Source organism: Paracoccus broussonetiae (assembly GCF_031854425.1).
GTDB lineage: Bacteria > Pseudomonadota > Alphaproteobacteria > Rhodobacterales > Rhodobacteraceae > Paracoccus > Paracoccus broussonetiae.
The window spans coordinates 406,688-422,000 of record NZ_JAVRQI010000001.1 but is presented as its reverse complement, the minus strand read 5'-3'; the positions used below and the strand labels follow the sequence as shown (position 1 = coordinate 422,000).

17 protein-coding genes and 1 riboswitch are annotated in these 15,313 nt (G+C 66.6%); of the genes, 9 read left to right on the top strand and 8 right to left on the bottom strand.

Going from position 1 to position 15,313, the window contains the following annotated elements; genetic code table 11:
* Positions 1-41: 41 nt before the first annotated feature.
* From cobN to RM190_RS02140, 3 genes are read right to left on the bottom strand one after another with little or no spacing between them, the layout of a single operon-like run.
* On the bottom strand, positions 42-3,236 hold the full coding sequence (gene cobN / locus RM190_RS02150; RefSeq protein WP_311757729.1) for a cobaltochelatase subunit CobN: 3,195 nt from the start codon (positions 3,234-3,236) through the stop codon (positions 42-44).
* Positions 3,237-3,239: 3 nt separating this feature from the next.
* Positions 3,240-4,274, bottom strand: coding sequence for a cobalamin biosynthesis protein CobW (cobW, locus tag RM190_RS02145; RefSeq protein WP_311757728.1), 1,035 nt, complete (start codon positions 4,272-4,274; stop codon positions 3,240-3,242).
* Between the two features lie 3 nt (positions 4,275-4,277).
* The gene (locus RM190_RS02140; protein WP_311757727.1) at positions 4,278-4,631 is read right to left on the bottom strand and encodes a DUF1636 domain-containing protein; all 354 of its coding nucleotides are present in this window, start codon (positions 4,629-4,631) and stop codon (positions 4,278-4,280) included.
* A gap of 88 nt (positions 4,632-4,719) precedes the next feature.
* A riboswitch (cobalamin riboswitch) is annotated at positions 4,720-4,919 on the bottom strand.
* A gap of 37 nt (positions 4,920-4,956) precedes the next feature.
* On the opposite strand from RM190_RS02140, the gene cobO reads away from it, so the two are divergent.
* Positions 4,957-5,568, top strand: coding sequence for a cob(I)yrinic acid a,c-diamide adenosyltransferase (gene cobO, locus RM190_RS02135; protein ID WP_311757726.1), 612 nt, complete (start codon positions 4,957-4,959; stop codon positions 5,566-5,568).
* Positions 5,569-5,574: 6 nt separating this feature from the next.
* Here cobO and RM190_RS02130 read toward each other — a convergent pair whose 3' ends face one another.
* Together RM190_RS02130 and leuD are read right to left on the bottom strand one after the other, a co-directional pair.
* Complete coding sequence (locus tag RM190_RS02130) at positions 5,575-6,633, bottom strand: endonuclease/exonuclease/phosphatase family protein (protein WP_311757725.1); 1,059 nt, start codon at positions 6,631-6,633, stop codon at positions 5,575-5,577.
* A complete protein-coding gene (gene leuD / locus RM190_RS02125; protein ID WP_311757724.1) occupies positions 6,624-7,229 on the bottom strand; it encodes a 3-isopropylmalate dehydratase small subunit in 606 nt (201 codons plus the stop codon). The genes RM190_RS02130 and leuD overlap by 10 nt, the downstream gene beginning before the upstream one ends.
* An 87-nt stretch (positions 7,230-7,316) precedes the next feature.
* On the opposite strand from leuD, the gene RM190_RS02120 reads away from it, so the two are divergent.
* Positions 7,317-7,931: a hypothetical protein gene (locus RM190_RS02120; protein ID WP_311757723.1), complete on the top strand. Its 615-nt coding sequence runs from the start codon at positions 7,317-7,319 to the stop codon at positions 7,929-7,931.
* Here RM190_RS02120 and leuC read toward each other — a convergent pair.
* Positions 7,912-9,330, bottom strand: coding sequence for a 3-isopropylmalate dehydratase large subunit (gene leuC, locus RM190_RS02115; RefSeq protein ID WP_311757819.1), 1,419 nt, complete (start codon positions 9,328-9,330; stop codon positions 7,912-7,914). The two genes, RM190_RS02120 and leuC, sit on opposite strands and share 20 nt — an antisense overlap.
* 298 nt (positions 9,331-9,628) lie before the next feature.
* Between leuC and RM190_RS02110 the strand changes: the two genes are divergently transcribed.
* The 3 genes from RM190_RS02110 (at position 9,629) to rlmH (ending at position 10,888) form a co-directional block, all read left to right on the top strand.
* On the top strand, positions 9,629-9,877 hold the full coding sequence (locus tag RM190_RS02110) for a hypothetical protein (RefSeq protein WP_311757722.1): 249 nt from the start codon (positions 9,629-9,631) through the stop codon (positions 9,875-9,877).
* A 75-nt stretch (positions 9,878-9,952) separates the two neighbouring features.
* Complete coding sequence (gene rsfS, locus RM190_RS02105) at positions 9,953-10,408, top strand: ribosome silencing factor (protein ID WP_390907809.1); 456 nt, start codon at positions 9,953-9,955, stop codon at positions 10,406-10,408.
* Positions 10,409-10,420: 12 nt separating this feature from the next.
* Entirely contained in the window at positions 10,421-10,888 is a 468-nt protein-coding gene (gene rlmH / locus RM190_RS02100) for a 23S rRNA (pseudouridine(1915)-N(3))-methyltransferase RlmH (RefSeq protein WP_311757721.1), read from the top strand.
* 9 nt (positions 10,889-10,897) lie between these two features.
* Here rlmH and RM190_RS02095 read toward each other — a convergent pair whose 3' ends face one another.
* On the bottom strand, positions 10,898-11,725 hold the full coding sequence (locus tag RM190_RS02095) for an LOG family protein (RefSeq protein WP_311757720.1): 828 nt from the start codon (positions 11,723-11,725) through the stop codon (positions 10,898-10,900).
* Between the two features lie 105 nt (positions 11,726-11,830).
* Here RM190_RS02095 and dapD point away from each other — a divergent pair, with 105 nt between their 5' ends.
* The gene (gene dapD / locus RM190_RS02090) at positions 11,831-12,655 is read left to right on the top strand and encodes a 2,3,4,5-tetrahydropyridine-2,6-dicarboxylate N-succinyltransferase (RefSeq protein WP_311757719.1); all 825 of its coding nucleotides are present in this window, start codon (positions 11,831-11,833) and stop codon (positions 12,653-12,655) included.
* A 114-nt stretch (positions 12,656-12,769) separates the two neighbouring features.
* Entirely contained in the window at positions 12,770-13,021 is a 252-nt protein-coding gene (locus tag RM190_RS02085) for a GlsB/YeaQ/YmgE family stress response membrane protein (RefSeq protein WP_311757718.1), read from the top strand.
* A gap of 32 nt (positions 13,022-13,053) precedes the next feature.
* Here the strand turns inward: RM190_RS02085 and RM190_RS02080 are convergent, their stop codons facing one another.
* Positions 13,054-13,524, bottom strand: coding sequence for a YbaK/EbsC family protein (locus RM190_RS02080; protein WP_311757717.1), 471 nt, complete (start codon positions 13,522-13,524; stop codon positions 13,054-13,056).
* A 55-nt stretch (positions 13,525-13,579) separates the two neighbouring features.
* On the opposite strand from RM190_RS02080, the gene RM190_RS02075 reads away from it, so the two are divergent.
* Positions 13,580-13,921, top strand: a complete 342-nt coding sequence (locus RM190_RS02075; RefSeq protein ID WP_311757716.1) for a hypothetical protein — start codon at positions 13,580-13,582, stop codon at positions 13,919-13,921.
* 76 nt (positions 13,922-13,997) lie between these two features.
* Positions 13,998-15,248, top strand: coding sequence for a lytic murein transglycosylase (locus RM190_RS02070; RefSeq protein WP_311757715.1), 1,251 nt, complete (start codon positions 13,998-14,000; stop codon positions 15,246-15,248).
* The last annotated feature ends 65 nt before the right edge of the window (positions 15,249-15,313 follow it).

The window sequence follows — 15,313 nt, the reverse complement described above, 5'->3', positions numbered from 1 at the left end:
GGGGCGAAGCGCGCCCGGACACCAGCCCTTGACCTGCGGCGTCATTCCTCACCCCCGGCATGGACCGAGTTCCGCCGCGTGACCCACAGCCCCGATGCCAGCAGGCGCGCGAACATGTCCCGCATCGCGGCAAGCGCGGCGGGGTTTTCGCGGGCCATGAAGGCCGCAACCTCGGGGCGTTCCAGCGTCGCGCGATGGTACAGATCGAACAGATGGCCGGGGACCACGCCCGCCAGATTGGCAAAGGCGGCCATGTGGTCCAGCGTCGCCGCAATCTCTGCCGCACCGCGAAAACCGTGGGCCATCATGCCGCCGGCCCAGTCCGGGTTCGCGGCGCGGGCGCGGGTGACGCGGGCGATCTCTTCGGACAGGGTGCGGGCGCGGGGTGCGTCGGGGCGGGTCGTGTCGAGATGGTAAAGCGCCGGTGCGGGCGCCCCCAGCCGTGCCATTGCCGCGGCAAAGCCCGCCTCATGCGCGGCATGGTCGGCGGCCAGCAGCAGGTCGGTTTCCGGCAGATCCTGCGCATGGACAAAGGCATCCGCCTGCGCCAGCCGCGCGCGGAGCGCGTCGGGGGCGTGGCGGACCTGACCGTCCGCACCGATCGCGTGCGCGGATGCGGCAAGCCAGGCCTCGCCCGCGGCGCGGCGGGCCTCGGGCGTGAAGGTTTCGGCCAGTGCACCGATGCCGACACCATATTGGCCGGGTCGGGGACCGAAGACGCGCGGCGCGATGGATCGATAGGGGTTGTCCTCGGGCAGCTCGTCCCGCGCGGCCAGCATCGCGGCCCCGGTCTGGAACATCTGGGCCAGACCCGGAAACACGTCACGAAACAGGCCCGAGACGCGCAGTGTCACGTCGATCCGGGGCCGGCCAAGCTCGGCCAGTGCCAACGCCTCGACCCCGGTCACGCGACCCGAGGTCGCATCCCAACGCGGCGCAAGTCCCGCCAGATGCAGCGCCATGGCGAAATCCTCGCCCGCGGTGCGCATCGTGGCGCTGCCCCACAGGTCGACGACCAGCCCTTGGGGCCAGTAGCCGTGATCCTGCAGGTGGCGGCGCAACAACTCTGCCGCCAGCTTCACACCCTGCGCATGGGCCGCGCGCGTGGGCACGGCGCGCGGATCGACGGCAAACATGTTGCGCCCGGTCGGCAGCACGTCCCTGCGCCCGCGCGCGGGCGAGCCCGACGGACCGGGTGCGACGCGCAGCCCCGCCATTGCGCGGGCCAGACCTTCGCGCTCCTCGGTCCCGCAATTCCCGCTGCCATAGACGTGCAGGCCATGGCCAAAGCGGCTGTCCTTGAGATCGCACAGGAAGCGGTCGATGCGGGGCACTGCCTCGGCGGCCGAGGCGTCGGCGGGCAGGCCAAGATCGGCTTCGATCCCGGCGGCACGGGCCTCGTCCCGGATCGCGCCGATCAGGCGGTCGCGCCGGCGCGGGTCCAGCCCGTCGGCGGTCGAATATTCGTCCAGCAGGCGTTCCAGCCCGGCAAGGGTTTCCGGCAGGCCGGAATCGACCAAAGGCGGGGGCAGGTGGCCCAGCGTGATCGCGCCAAGCCGACGCTTGGCCTGCGCCGCCTCGCCGGGGTCGTTGACGATGAAGGGATAGGTCACCGGCAGGTCGCCCAGCAGCGCCTCGGGCCAGCAATCGTCGGACAGGGCCACCGCCTTGCCGGGCAGCCATTCCAGCGTACCATGCGCGCCCATGTGGATGATGACCCGAACCTGCTGCCGTAGCCACAGGTGAAAGGCGACATAGCCATGGCGGGGCACGCGAATCAGGTCGTGATAGTCCTCGGACCGGGTGGCGACCTCGGCCCTTTCGGGTTGCAGCGCGACCAGCGCATCCCCGTGTCGGATCGCGGCAAAGCGGAAGACCCCGTCCTGCACCGCAGGGTCAGCCGCCGGATCGCCCCAGGTCTTTGCCAGATCGTCCTGCAGGCGGGGGGGAAGGGCTGCCAGCGTGGTGCAATAATCCGCAAGCGGCCAGTCCAGGCGTTCGCGCATCAGCCGCTGCCCAAGATCGTGATGTGGAATGCCCAGCATCGCGCCGCACGAGGCCAGCGCGTCCAGCCCGACGGCATGCGCCAGCTGATGGGGCTTTCCGGGATAGGTGGACAAGACCACCGCCCGTGCCGCCGCTTGTGCCACCGGCGCGCGCAGCCGGTGCCAGCCCGCGAACTTTGCCACCGCCGCCGCGATGCGCGCCGGATCGGCCCTGTGGATCTGGCGCGAGAATTGCAGGACCGGATCGCGCGGCTGGGTGGCCTTGAAGCTGACCACGCCCAGAAAGATCCGCCCGTCGATCTCGGGCAGGACGACATGCATTGCAAGATCGGCGGCGGACAGCCCGCGCTCTTCCCCAAGCCACAGATCGCGGGTCGAGGTGGCAAGCGCCACCTGGAATACCGGGAAATCCGCGCCGTCAAAGGGCGTCGCGCCAGCGTCGTCCCGTGCCGAAAACGCGGTCATGTTCACCACCGCGGCCAGTCCGGGCAGGTGCGGGGCAAGCCATTCCCCAAATCCGGGGGATTTCAGCGAGGGGGCAAAGACCCCGGTCGCGGCAAAGCCCGCTAGCCGCAGCGCCCGGATCAGGGCGTCGACCGGGTCAAGATCGGCGCTGGTCAGATAGCTGCGGTAGAAGCTGACAAGAACCGGGCGCGGCCCGCCAAGTGGCGCGGCCATTATCCCGGCATCCGGATCATGGAAGCCAAAAGTCGGGACGGTGGGCGCATCCGCGACCTCTGGCCCATCCAGTCCCGCGGATGCGGCCAACACGGCCAGCGCGCTGCGGGCCGCGTCAGCGCCGCCACTGTCGCAAAGCGCGGCCAGTCTGCGCAGCACCGGCACCGGCAGGGTCGAGAGGCGGTCGAGGGTGGCGTCCTCGTGCCCGTCGCCGGGCAGGATGGCCAGCGCGATGCCCCGCCGCCGGGCAAGATCCTGAAGACTGGCGATGCCATAGGGCCAATACCCCTCGCCCCCGATCAGGCGGACCAGAACGGCGCGTGCGCCGGACAGAACCGTCTCGCAATACTGGTCGACCGACAGGGGATGGCGCAGGGCCGAAAGATTGCACAGCCGAAGCGATGGCAGCCCGCCCCGATGCCAGCCTGCCGCGAAAGCACCAAGGTCGCTGTCCGAAAAGGACAGCACGACCATGTCGGCCGAGGTCTGGCCGGGGTCCGTCGGAACCTCGGTCTCCTCAAGCCCACGGCTTTCGCGGAAGACGACATGCATGGGTCAGGCCGTCAGGATGTGCCGGATCGCGGCTTCGTCGATGTCGTCATGTTCGGCAATGACGACAAGGCGCGACTGGCGCGGGCTGTCGCCCCAGGGGCGGTCGAACTGGTGGCGGACCCGCGCACCCACGGCCTGCACCAGCAGGCGCATGGGTTTGCCCGCGACGGCGACATGGCCCTTGACCCGCAGGATGTTCCGTTCACGCGCCAGCCGGGCGATCCGATCCGACAGGTCGGCGGGATCGGCGATCTCGGGCAGGTCGATCACGACGGAGTCGAAATCGTCATGCTCGTGGTCATCCGCGCCGTCATGGTGGCTGGGGCGGGCATCCAGGTCATCTTCGGCAGCGGCGTTCAGGCCCAGGATCACGCGCGGATCGATCACACCCTCGGACAAGGGCAGAATCGGCAGCTTGCGCGGCGCCTCGGCCTCGACCACGGCGCGGGCGGCGGTAAGGCCGGCCTCTCCCGCCAGATCGGCCTTGGTCAGCAGGACAAGATCGGCGCAGGCGATCTGGTCCTCGAATACCTCGGACAGCGGCGTTTCGTGGTCCAGGCTTTCATCCGCCGCGCGCTGGGCCTGCACTGCGTCCTCGTCCGGGGCAAAGCGGCCCGCGGCCACCGCCTCGGCATCGGCCAGGGCGATGACGCCGTCGACGGTGATGCGCGAACGGATGGCGGGCCAGTCGAAGGCCTTCAGCAAGGGCTTGGGCAGCGCCAGACCCGAGGTCTCGATCAGGATGTGGTCCGGCTTCCGGGGCAGGGCCATCAGCGCTTCCAGCGTCGGGATGAAGTCGTCGGCGACGGTGCAGCAGATGCAGCCATTCGACAGCTCGACGATGTTCTCGGCCGGGCAGCTTTCATCCGCGCAGGATTTCAGGATGTCGCCGTCGACGCCCACGGTGCCGAATTCGTTGACCAGAACGGCAAGCCGCTTGCCCTGCGGGTTCTGCATCAGGTGCCGGATCAGCGTGGTCTTGCCCGCGCCAAGGAAGCCTGTGATCACGGTGACGGGGGTCTTGGTCAGGTCGGTCATCTTTCACCCAATCGGAGGAATGCGCGCGATACTGCGCTTGCGGAAAATCGCGACGCGGTCGCGCCATGGCACGATGCCGTCGGTGCTGGCGGCATAGGCGGCCGCGCCCTGAAGGATCTCGGGCACGTCCGCGATCTCCATCCGGCCATAGACATAGCTCCACCGGCCCGGCCCGCTGAGCGCGATGGCCGAGCCGCTGTTGCAGGCCGAGAGGCATTCGACGGGAATGATGCGGACGCCCGGGGGCGGGGCCACGCCGTCCAGCGCCGCATGCAGCCTTGCGCCCGCGACGGGCTGGCCATCCAGCACCGGCTGGCCGGCGCGGCAGGTGGTGCAGACAAGCAGTGAAACGTCCATGCGCCCTTCATTTCCATGTGGCGGGCGCGGTGCGGGTATGCGGGCACGGGATTCGTGCCACGAACCCAAGCAGGAACACCCCGTCCGCCGGTCAAACAAGGCGCAGGCAGGTCTCCCGGCTTGCGGATTCAGGCTTTCGCCAACGGTCGGCCCACCTTCCCGGCCGAAGCCAGTGGCATAGGGCGACCTTTCCGGTCACGGTCGCGGGGGCGGCTGCTTTCCAGGCCAAGGCCTGTCGCATTCCCTCTTAGCCTGCCATAAGGCAGGACCAGCGCAGGCAAAGAAGTGCGCCGGGCGCCCGCACTTGTCAAGCAAGGGAGTCGCGATGTCAGCCGAAGGGAATACCCGCCATTCCGAGAAGATGGCCCAGATCAAGGCCGCCCGAGACCGGATGATGCAGGACAAGACCGGCGAAAAGGGGCTGGTCATCGTCCATACCGGCAAGGGCAAGGGCAAGTCGTCCTCGGGTTTCGGGATGATTCTGCGCTGCATCGCCCATGACATGCCCTGCGCGGTCGTGCAGTTCATCAAGGGTGCATGGGACACGGGCGAGCGGCGGTTGCTGACCGGGCATTTCGGCGATCTGTGCCAGTTTCACGCGATGGGCGAGGGCTTCACCTGGGAAACCCAGGACCGGGACCGCGACATTGCTGCGGCGCGCGCGGGCTGGGACAAGGCGCAAGAGCTGATCCGCGACCCTCGCATCCGCATGGTCCTGCTGGACGAGATCAACATCGCGCTCCGCTATGGCTATCTGCAGGTGGGGGAGGTGCTGGATTTCCTGCAACGTGAGAAGCCGCCGATGACCCATGTCGTGCTGACCGGGCGCAATGCCGATCCGGCCCTGATCGAGGCCGCCGATCTCGTGACCGAGATGGAGGCGGTGAAGCATCCCTTCCGCGCGGGCATCAAGGCGCAGCCGGGGGTCGAGTTCTAGGTCAGCTCACCGCTCGGCGGGCGGCCAGTCTATATCGACCCAGACCAGCCGATGGCTGGAGGCCGCCAGCGCCACCTGCGCCAGTTCGCCCGTCGGGGGCCAGAATACGCCCGAGCCAAGCACCTTCAGGCCCTTTTGCGGCAGGACGTAATCGACGCGCAGGTTTCCGGGCGGCTTGTCGTCGGGCCAGTCGCCGGTATCCAGCGCCGGGTCGCCCTTTTGAGCCGCGTTCACGCCCGCGCTGCCGGCAGCCCTGCCCCCTTCGCTTGCGGGCAGGGAATCGGTCACGCGCGCCATCATCCGGGCCAACGCATCGGGGCGCCCCTCGCTGTCGGCAGCGTCGATGTTCAGCTTGCCCGCCAGCACGAAGGGCGCGCCGGGCAGCCGGTCCAGCCAGAAGGCCAACTCGTCATGGTTGCGCCTGCCGTTGCGATCCTCGGGCCCGTCGAAAACCGGGGGCGAGGCCGCCATTGCCAGCAGGTGCAGCGGCTTTCCCGCGACGGTCAGCGTCGCGTCCCAATGTGCGGCCGAGGACAGGCGCTGCACGGCCGCCACCTCGGGCGCGGCCGGGGGCATCAGATTGCCGGGCAGATCGCGCCACAGGAACGCCGAGTGGTCAAGGACCGGGCCGATCGGGTGACGCGACAGGATCGCCATGCCGCCCTGCCCGGAAAAGCGGCCAAAGCCCTGCCGGTCATTGGCGGTCCCGGCCCTGCCGTTTCCGTCCAGATCCAGCCCGCTGGGCATGCCCGCGTTGGGGCGGGCCGAGAAACTGTGCGGATAATCCGCGCCAGCCGCCGACAACCGGGCGCGGAAGGCGGCCAAGGCCAGCCCGTCCAGATCCCAGTCGAAACCGGTCAGCAGCAGGATATCGGGTCGGGTTTCGGCGATCACCCGGACGACCGCGTCGATCTGGGCGTCCTTGCGGCCAAGATCGCGCAAAAGAAGCCCTGGCCCGTCTCGCGACAGGTCGGGGCTGAACGTGGCGATCCGCAGGGGCGCGGCCGCGGTGGCGGAACCCAGGGCGGCAAGAAGGACCGCCCCGGCAAGCGCCCTTAGACCCAAGGGAGGCTCTGGGCCATCTGGGTCTCGAAGCTGTCGATCGAGCCGGATTTCTCCATCGTCAGGCCGATGTCATCCAGCCCTTCCAGCATGCAATGCTTGCGGAAGGCGTCGACCTCGAACGCGAAGCTTTGCCCGTCCGAGGTGGTGACGACCTGATTTTCCAGATCGACGGTCATGCGGGCATTCGCCCCCTTGCGGGCGTCTTCCATCAGCACGTCGACGACTTCCTTGGGCATGACGATCGGAAGGATGCCGTTCTTGAAGCAGTTGTTGAAGAAGATGTCCGCGAAGCTGGTCGAGATGACGCAGCGGATGCCGAAATCCATCAGCGCCCAGGGCGCATGTTCGCGCGACGACCCGCAGCCGAAATTGTCGCCCGCGACGATGATCTGCGACTGCCGATAAGCGGGCTGGTTCAGGACGAAATCCGGAACCTCGTTGCCTTCGGAATCATAGCGCATCTCGTCGAACAGGTTCTTGCCCAGTCCCGAACGATGGATCGTTTTCAGGAACTGCTTGGGGATGATCATGTCGGTGTCGATATTGACCAGCGGCATCGGAGCGGCGATCCCGGTCAATGTGGTGAACTTGTCCATTTGCTTCCTCGCAGAATTGACTGGCCGCGTGGGTGGCCGTTAGCTTTTTGGCGACGGCAGTTTGCCACCGTCCGTGAGGTATGTTCGATGTTTGGTTTCCCCGGCCTGTCCGGCCTGAGCGATTGCATCTTTGGCGACTGGAGGCCGCAGATCGGGGATCCCGAGATCACCGGCTGGCTGACGGTGGTCTCGTATGTGATATGCCTTGTGCTGGCGATCATGGTCCTGCGCCGCCAGCCGCAGGGTGCGGCGCGCGGCTTGTGGGGCACGATCGCGGCGATCATGGCGTTCCTGGCCATCAACAAGCAGCTTGACCTGCAAACCGCGCTGACCGCGACGGGGCGCTGTCTGGCACATGTGCAGGGCTGGTATGACCAGCGCTGGCTGGTGCAGATCGCCTTCATCGCTGTGCTGGTTCTGGTCGTGCTGGTCGCCCTGCTGGTTGCCCTGCGCTCGCTTTCCGGTCAGTTGCACGCAAACGGCCTGGCCCTGCTGGGCCTTGCCGTGCTTTGCGGCTTCGTTCTGGTGCGGGCGGTGGGGTTCCATCATGTCGACCGTCTCATCAGCATGGATTTCGCGAACATCCGTTTCAACTTCTGGTTCGAGAATGCCGGGCTGGTGCTGATTGCCGTGAACGCCGTGCTTCTGCTGCGGCGGGGCAGGGTGCCCCGCCGCGCCGAAGTCAGACGGTCTCGGCCATGAATTCGCGCACGTCGGTCAGGTGGCCCTTGATGCCCGCTGCTGCCGCCATCACCGGCGACATCAGGTGCGTACGTCCGCCACGGCCCATCCGCCCTTCGAAGTTGCGGTTCGAGGTCGCGGCGCAGCGTTCGCCCGGGGCAAGCTGGTCGGGGTTCATGCCCAGACACATCGAGCAACCGGCAAGGCGCCATTCGAAGCCGGCATCGGTGAAGATCTTGTCCAGACCCTCTTCCTCGGCCTGAAGCCGAACCAGACCCGAGCCGGGCACGACCATGCCGCGCACGCCCTCGGCCAGATGCTGGCCCTTGAGGATGCCGGCGGCAGCGCGCAGATCCTCGATCCGGCCGTTGGTGCAGGACCCGATGAAGACCGCGTCGATCTTGATCTCGTTCAGCGGGGTGCCGGGCTGCAGACCCATATAGTCAAGGCTGCGGCGCGCGGCCTCGACCTTGCCACCCTCGAAGTCTTCGGCGGCGGGAACCTTGTCGGTGATCGCCAGCACGTCCTCGGGCGAGGTGCCCCAGGTCACGACGGGGGCGATATCTTCGCCCCGGATGGTCACGACCTTGTCGAAATGCGCGCCTTCGTCGGTGTAGAGCGTCTTCCACCAGTTCAGCGCGGCTTCCCAGGCAGCGCCTTTCGGGGCGTGCGGGCGGCCGTTCACATAGGCGAAGGTCTTTTCGTCCGGGGCGATCAGACCGGCGCGTGCGCCACCTTCGATCGCCATGTTGCAGACGGTCATGCGACCTTCCATCGACAGCTCGCGGATCGCTTCGCCGCAATATTCGATGACATAGCCGGTGCCGCCGGCGGTGCCGGTCTTGCCGATGACGGCCAGAGTAATGTCCTTGGCGGTCACACCCGGCAGCAGTTTGCCGGTGATCTCGACCTTCATGTTCTTGGACTTCTTCTGGATCAGCGTCTGGGTGGCCAGGACGTGTTCCACCTCGGACGTGCCGATGCCGTGGGCAAGCGAGCCGAAGGCGCCATGCGTCGCGGTGTGGCTGTCGCCGCAGACGACGGTCATGCCGGGCAGGGTCCAGCCCTGTTCCGGGCCGACGATATGGACGATGCCCTGGCGGACATCCGACATCGGGTAATAGTTCAGCCCGAATTCACGCGCGTTCTTGTCCAGTTCGGCGACCTGGATGCGGCCCTCGGGGTTTTCGATCCCGTTCACCCGGTCGGCGGTGGTCGGAACGTTGTGGTCCGGAACGGCGATGGTCTGGTCGGGGCGGCGCACCTTGCGGCCGGCCATGCGCAGGCCTTCGAATGCCTGGGGCGAGGTCACTTCGTGGACCAGGTGACGGTCGATATAAAGGATGCAGGTCCCGTCATCGGAACGGTCGACCACATGCGCGTCGAAGATCTTGTCGTAGAGGGTGCGCGGTGCGCCCATATTGGTGTTGCCGGTCATGGCTTTCTCTTTCCGAAAGAGTAGCTGGGAAAACGCGAAAATTGGCGCCGCGATACGCGGCAGGGCGCTGGCACGCGCCATCGACCGTCAAAGTCGTGCAGTGACGGACAGGCTTTCGCCGTAAAACCGCCCCGGCAGGCGGGCGCGGTCATGGATGTCGAAATAGACGAATCCTCGCATGGCGGCAGTATTACGATGAATTGACGGGCCAGGCAATATCGACACACGCGCCTGTCAATTCCCCTTCGTGTCATCTGCGTTATCATCCCGGCCCAGTCGGATGGAGGGCCAGGACATGACGATTCGCATCCTGCTGCGGGTGGTTCCGTTGGTGATTGCGGCGCTTTTTGCGCTTGATGCGTTGGTCCGTGATGGGGCAAGCGACCGCCGGGACGAGATGACGCGGCTTCAAACGAACCAGCTTGCCTGGGTCCAGTCCGGGCTCAACTGCCCGGAGAGGCAGGAAAATCCGCGGGATTTCGCCTGTCCCGCGGCGTCATCGTCAACAAAAACCGGCCCGGAACATTGAGCGGACGGCGATTCATGCTACATTGATGGAACCCAGTGCCGGGGTTTTTCGGCTCGATGACCGGAGGATGAACCCCTGTCCAATACCGCTTCGCCGGCCCCTTCGCCGGCTGCGTCCACCGCGGAGTCCGAGCTGAGCAGCGATCAGCTACTGGACCGCATTCTCACCTCGCTTGATGACGACAAGGCCGAAGAGGTCGTGACCATCGACCTGCGCGGCCGTTCTGCCATGGCCGATCACATGGTGATCGCCTCGGGTCGTTCGTCGCGCCAGGTGGCCGCCATCGCCGAAAAGCTGGTGCAGCGTCTGAAGGAACAGACCGGCCGCACCGCCCGGATCGAGGGCAAGGAAACCGGGGATTGGGTCCTGATCGACACCGATGATGTGATCGTTCACCTGTTCCGCCCGGAAGTGCGCGAATTCTATCAGCTTGAAAAGATGTGGATGCCGGCGGATGCGCTGCGTTCTGCCACGCTTGAGCGGATGCGCGCAGATCACGCGGCTGAAGAGGCCCGCCGGCCCCAGAACTGACCGGAACAGACGATGCGCATGGTCATTGCCGCGGTCGGGCGGCTGCGGCAGGGCCCCGAGGCGAAATTGATCGCCGATTACCTTGACCGTCATGCCAAGGCCGGACGCGCGCTTGGCCTGCCTCCGGTCACGATTTCCGAAGTCGAGGACAAGCGCGGTGGCGGCATGGCCGCCGAGGCTCCACTGCTGGAACGTGCGATCCCCGACGGTGCCGCGCTGGTCGTGATGGACGAGCGCGGGCAGATGCTGACCTCACCCGAATTTGCCCAGAAGATCGCGGGTTTTCGTGATCAGGCGCGTGACATCGCCTTTGTCATCGGCGGCGCGGACGGGATCGATCCGGCCCTGCGGGACCGCGCCGATCTGGCGATCAGCTTTGGGCGCATGGTCTGGCCGCACATGCTGGTCCGCGTCATGCTGGCCGAACAGATCTATCGCGCGACCACCATTCTGGGGGGCAGCCCCTATCACCGGGTCTGACCCGCCCGCTCAGGGGCAGGGCACGACCCAGTTGTCGATGATTGCGACCGCTTCCTCGGCGGTTTCGACAAAGCTGATCAGCCCCAGATCCTCGCGGTTGATCGTGCCGGCCTCGGCCAGCGCGTCCCAGTTGATGATCCGGTTCCAGAATTCTGCACCGAACAGGATGAAGGGGACACGCTTCATGCGGCCGGTCTGGATCAGGGTCAGGGCCTCGAACATCTCGTCCATGGTGCCGAAGCCGCCGGGGAACACCGTCACTGCCTTGGCGCGCATCAGGAAATGCATCTTCCTGATCGCGAAGTAATGGAAGTTGAAGCACAGGTCGGGCGTCACGAATTCGTTCGGCGCCTGTTCATGCGGAAGCACGATCGACAGGCCGATGGAGGCCCCCCCGGCCTCGTGCGCGCCAAGGTTTCCCGCCTCCATCACGCCGGGTCCGCCACCGGTGCAGATGACGTTTTCGGCGCCATAGCTTTCAAGGCTGCGCTCGGTCATCATCCGGGCAAACCGGCGGGCTTCCTCATAATAACGCGACAGCTCGGCCAGGGCCGGGGTGCGCGCGCCGTCGCGCTTCGCGGGCGAAGGGATGCGGGCACCGCCGAACAGCACGATGGTCGAGCGGATGCCGCGCGCATCCATGATCATCTCGGGCTTGAGCAGTTCAAGCTGCAGCCGGACGGGACGCAGTTCCTCGCGCAACAGGAATTCGTGGTCGGTAAAGGCAAGACGATAGGCGGGCGCACGGGTCTGGGGCGTGTCGGGCAGTTGGCGCGCGGCCACGGCGTCCTGCTGGCTGTCACGGATCGGGTGGTGGCGCTCGTCTTCTTCGATCATCGAAACCTCTGACGTGGGGCAGGCGCGGATTGCGCGGCTGCACGCCCCCGGTCTATAGCCCTTGCGAGACAGTTTCCACCCGAGTTCCAGCAACAGAGAGATCCCATGTCCAACGCCCAGCTTGAAGCCGCCATCGAATCCGCCTGGGACATTCGCGACCAGATCACCCCCGCCACCACCGGCGAGGCGCGCGAGGCTGTGGAGGCCACGCTTGACGCCCTGGACCGCGGCACGCTGCGCGTGGCCGAGAAGCGCGGCAACGACTGGCACGTCAACCAGTGGGCTAAAAAGGCCGTGCTGCTGGGCTTTCGCCTGAAGGACATGGAAGTTCATGCCGGCGGTCCGCAGAATGGCGGCTGGTGGGACAAGGTGGACAGCAAGTTCGCCGGCTGGGGCGAAAACCGCTGGCGCGACGCGGGCTTCCGCGCGGTGCCGAATGCGGTCGTGCGCAAATCGGCCTTCATCGCCAAGGGCGTGGTCCTGATGCCCAGCTTCGTGAACCTGGGCGCCTATGTCGACGAAGGCACCATGGTCGATACCTGGGCCACGGTCGGTTCCTGCGCGCAAATCGGCAAGAACGTCCACCTGTCGGGCGGCGTGGGCATCGGCGGCGTGCTGGAGCCGATGCAGGCCGGCCCGACCATCATCGAGGACAATTGCTTCATCGGCGCGCGTTCCGAAGTGGTCGAGGGCTGCATCGTGCGCGAGGGATCGGTTCTGGGCATGGGCGTCTTCATCGGCAAGTCGACCAAGATCGTCGACCGCGAAACCGGCGAGATCATGTATGGCGAGGTGCCCGCCGGATCGGTCGTCGTCGCGGGTTCGCTGCCTTCGAAGAACGGCGTGAACCTTTATTGCGCGGTGATCGTGAAGCGCGTGGACGCGCAGACGCGCTCGAAAACCTCGATCAACGAGCTTCTGCGCGACTGAAACACGACGGAACGGGGCGCGTCCGGCGCGCCCCAGATTCCGCCCCGAGCCATGTGAACTTCATTGGGGGTCGCGGCGTTAAGGCGTCGGACACCCTTTCCAAAGGAGACGTGCATGGAAGGCTTGGGCTGGATCGCCGCCATCGTCGTGGGCGGTATCGCGGGCTGGATCGCCAGCAACATCATGAAGGCAGATACCGGGATTTTCCTGAACGTCATCCTGGGCATCGTGGGCGCCGTGGTCGGCAACGCGATCCTGGGCGTCCTGGGGCTGAACGCTCAGCCCGGAAGCTGGATCGCACAGGGTTTCGTCGGACTGGTCGGCGCGGTGATCCTGATCTGGCTATACCGGGCGGTCGCCAAATAGCCATTGACGGGGGGCGAGATCGCCCCCCTTTTTCATTCGGTGAACTCGGCCATGCGGGCGCCGGTGATGCGGATCAACTCCTGCGGAGAGATCGAGAACAGGTGCCGCGGCGTCCCCGCCGCCGCCCAGACCTCGGGGAATTCGGTCAGGCGCGGGTCGATATAGGCTTCGATCCGTTGCAGATGTCCGACCGGGGCGACGCCGCCGATCGCAAAACCCGTCTCGGCCCGGATCTGGTCGGCATCGGCCTTGCCCAAATCCTGTCCCGCGACCTCGGCCGCCTTGCCGGAATTGACACGGTTGCCGCCCGCGGTCAGGAACAGCACGATATGGCCCGACTCTTCGCCGCGGAAGATGATGGACTTGGCGATCTGGTCGACCTCGCAGCCGACGACTTCGGCCGCGCCCGCCGCGGTTCGCGCGCGGTCGTCGGTTTCGCGGATTTGGGTCGTGGCTCCGGCGGCTTCCAGCGCGGCACGGACCCGGGCAAGGCTCTTGCTCATTGTCACTCTCCGATGTTTCGGGGATATGAGCGCAAATCGCATCAAGGGGAAAGCCATGGCGCAGCATGTCTATACGCTTCTGGTCGAGGTCGGCCGTGCCGCCGATGACGGCCTGCCTGAAGACGCAACCGGCGCGGCGCTGGTCTGCTATGCCTCGGGCACAGACGAAGGAGAGGCCGTGCGCGAAACGGTGGCCATCCTGAAGCAGGCGGGGCTTTCCCCGATCGAAGTCACCGGCCACGGCACCGTCGAGGAGCGGCTGGCCGAAGGCCACGACATTCCGGAGGAAGAGCGCGCCCTGATGGATCGCGCGCTTGAGGAGAATGCCGTCATCGTCGCGCAGATGGAGCCCCTGTTCGGCGACGAGGACGAGGACGCGGAAGACGACGACGCCTGATCCGGGCCTATCCAAATCGTGCCTTGCTGGGTTAGACTGGTTCTCAACCAGAACAAGAGCACGGGACAGGCAAGAAATGAGGGCAGGACATTTCCGATTAGCGGGCGCGATCCTTCTGGTCTGCGCGCTGGCGGGCTGCGGCGTATCAAGCCGGGCCCCCGGTGCGGGCGGAGGCAATTTCAGCGGCCTGCCGACGGCGGGCGGCCAGGGTTCAGAGGCCGGTTTCCGCTATTGGGTCCAAAGCTTCCGCCCCCGCGCGATCGCGGCGGGCATCTCTCCGGCGGTGTTCGACAGCAACATGGCCGGGGCGCATTTCCAGCCCAGCATCGTGGCGCTGGACGGCAAGCAAAGCGAGTTCAGCAAGCCGATCTGGGACTATCTTGACGGTGCGGTCGGCGGCAGCCGGATCGCAACCGGCCGGCAGATGTCGGCGCGCTACAACAGCACCCTGTCCGCGATCGAGGCGCGCTATGGCGTTCCGCGCGAATATGTCCTTGCGATCTGGGGCATGGAATCCAATTTCGGCGCGAATCGCGGCAGCACGCAGATCGTGCCCGCGCTGGCGACGCTGGCCTATGACGGCCGCCGGGGCGAATTCTTCGCGGGCGAGCTGGTCAGCGCGCTGCGCATCATCCAGGCCGGCGATGTCGACAGCTCGCACATGGTCGGAAGCTGGGCGGGCGCGATGGGACATACGCAGTTCATGCCCTCGTCCTTCCTCAGCCATGCCGTCGACTTCAACGGAGATGGCCGCCGCGACATCTGGTCGGACGATCCGACGGACTCGCTGGCCTCGACGGCGTCCTATCTGCGCCAGAACGGCTGGCGTCCGGGTCAGCCCTGGGGAACCGAGGTCGTGCTGCCGCAGGGCTTCGACTTCAACCATGTCGGCAAGTCGGTGGTGAAGTCAGGCAGCCAGTGGGCGGCTATGGGCGTGCGCGCGGCGAATGGCGGCGCGGTGCCCTCGGGGGCGATCCTTGCGCCTGCAGGGGCGCGCGGCCCGGCTTTCCTGATCACCGACAACTTCCGCGCCATCCTGAAATACAACGCCTCGGACAGCTATGCGCTGGCGGTTTCCTATCTCGCGGACGGGATTGCCGGGCGACCGGGCATTCGCGGCAGCTGGCCGCGTGGCGACCGCACCCTGTCGAATGGCGAAAAGGCCGAGATCCAGCGCCTGTTGATGGCCAAGGGCTTCGACACCGGCGGAGTCGACGGCAAGCTGGGCGCCAAGTCGGTCGAGGCGGTCAAGGCCTATCAGCGTTCGCGCGGACTGGTCCCGGACGGCTATGCCGACAGCCAGCTTCTGGCGATGCTGCGCAGCTAGACCCGGACAGATTGTGGACCGAAGGGGGTGGCGCAGGCCGCCCCTTTTCCATTTGCCGCATCGCA

What these genes read in the sequence shown, in the direction of transcription:
- RM190_RS02110 (WP_311757722.1), top strand. Translation starts at nt 9,629, where the DNA reads ATGGAGGGCCAGGACATGACGATTCGCATCCTGCTGCGGGTGGTTCCG.
- RM190_RS02075 (WP_311757716.1), top strand. Translation starts at nt 13,580, where the DNA reads ATGGCGCAGCATGTCTATACGCTTCTGGTCGAGGTCGGCCGTGCCGCC.
- leuD (WP_311757724.1), bottom strand. Translation starts at nt 7,229, where the DNA reads ATGGACAAGTTCACCACATTGACCGGGATCGCCGCTCCGATGCCGCTG.
- leuC (WP_311757819.1), bottom strand. Translation starts at nt 9,330, where the DNA reads ATGGGCGCACCGCGCACCCTCTACGACAAGATCTTCGACGCGCATGTG.
- RM190_RS02140 (WP_311757727.1), bottom strand. Translation starts at nt 4,631, where the DNA reads ATGGACGTTTCACTGCTTGTCTGCACCACCTGCCGCGCCGGCCAGCCG.
- cobW (WP_311757728.1), bottom strand. Translation starts at nt 4,274, where the DNA reads ATGACCGACCTGACCAAGACCCCCGTCACCGTGATCACAGGCTTCCTT.
- cobO (WP_311757726.1), top strand. Translation starts at nt 4,957, where the DNA reads ATGTCAGCCGAAGGGAATACCCGCCATTCCGAGAAGATGGCCCAGATC.
- rlmH (WP_311757721.1), top strand. Translation starts at nt 10,421, where the DNA reads ATGCGCATGGTCATTGCCGCGGTCGGGCGGCTGCGGCAGGGCCCCGAG.
- RM190_RS02070 (WP_311757715.1), top strand. Translation starts at nt 13,998, where the DNA reads ATGAGGGCAGGACATTTCCGATTAGCGGGCGCGATCCTTCTGGTCTGC.
- cobN (WP_311757729.1), bottom strand. Translation starts at nt 3,236, where the DNA reads ATGCATGTCGTCTTCCGCGAAAGCCGTGGGCTTGAGGAGACCGAGGTT.
- RM190_RS02085 (WP_311757718.1), top strand. Translation starts at nt 12,770, where the DNA reads ATGGAAGGCTTGGGCTGGATCGCCGCCATCGTCGTGGGCGGTATCGCG.
- dapD (WP_311757719.1), top strand. Translation starts at nt 11,831, where the DNA reads ATGTCCAACGCCCAGCTTGAAGCCGCCATCGAATCCGCCTGGGACATT.
- RM190_RS02120 (WP_311757723.1), top strand. Translation starts at nt 7,317, where the DNA reads ATGTTTGGTTTCCCCGGCCTGTCCGGCCTGAGCGATTGCATCTTTGGC.
- RM190_RS02080 (WP_311757717.1), bottom strand. Translation starts at nt 13,524, where the DNA reads ATGAGCAAGAGCCTTGCCCGGGTCCGTGCCGCGCTGGAAGCCGCCGGA.
- RM190_RS02095 (WP_311757720.1), bottom strand. Translation starts at nt 11,725, where the DNA reads ATGATCGAAGAAGACGAGCGCCACCACCCGATCCGTGACAGCCAGCAG.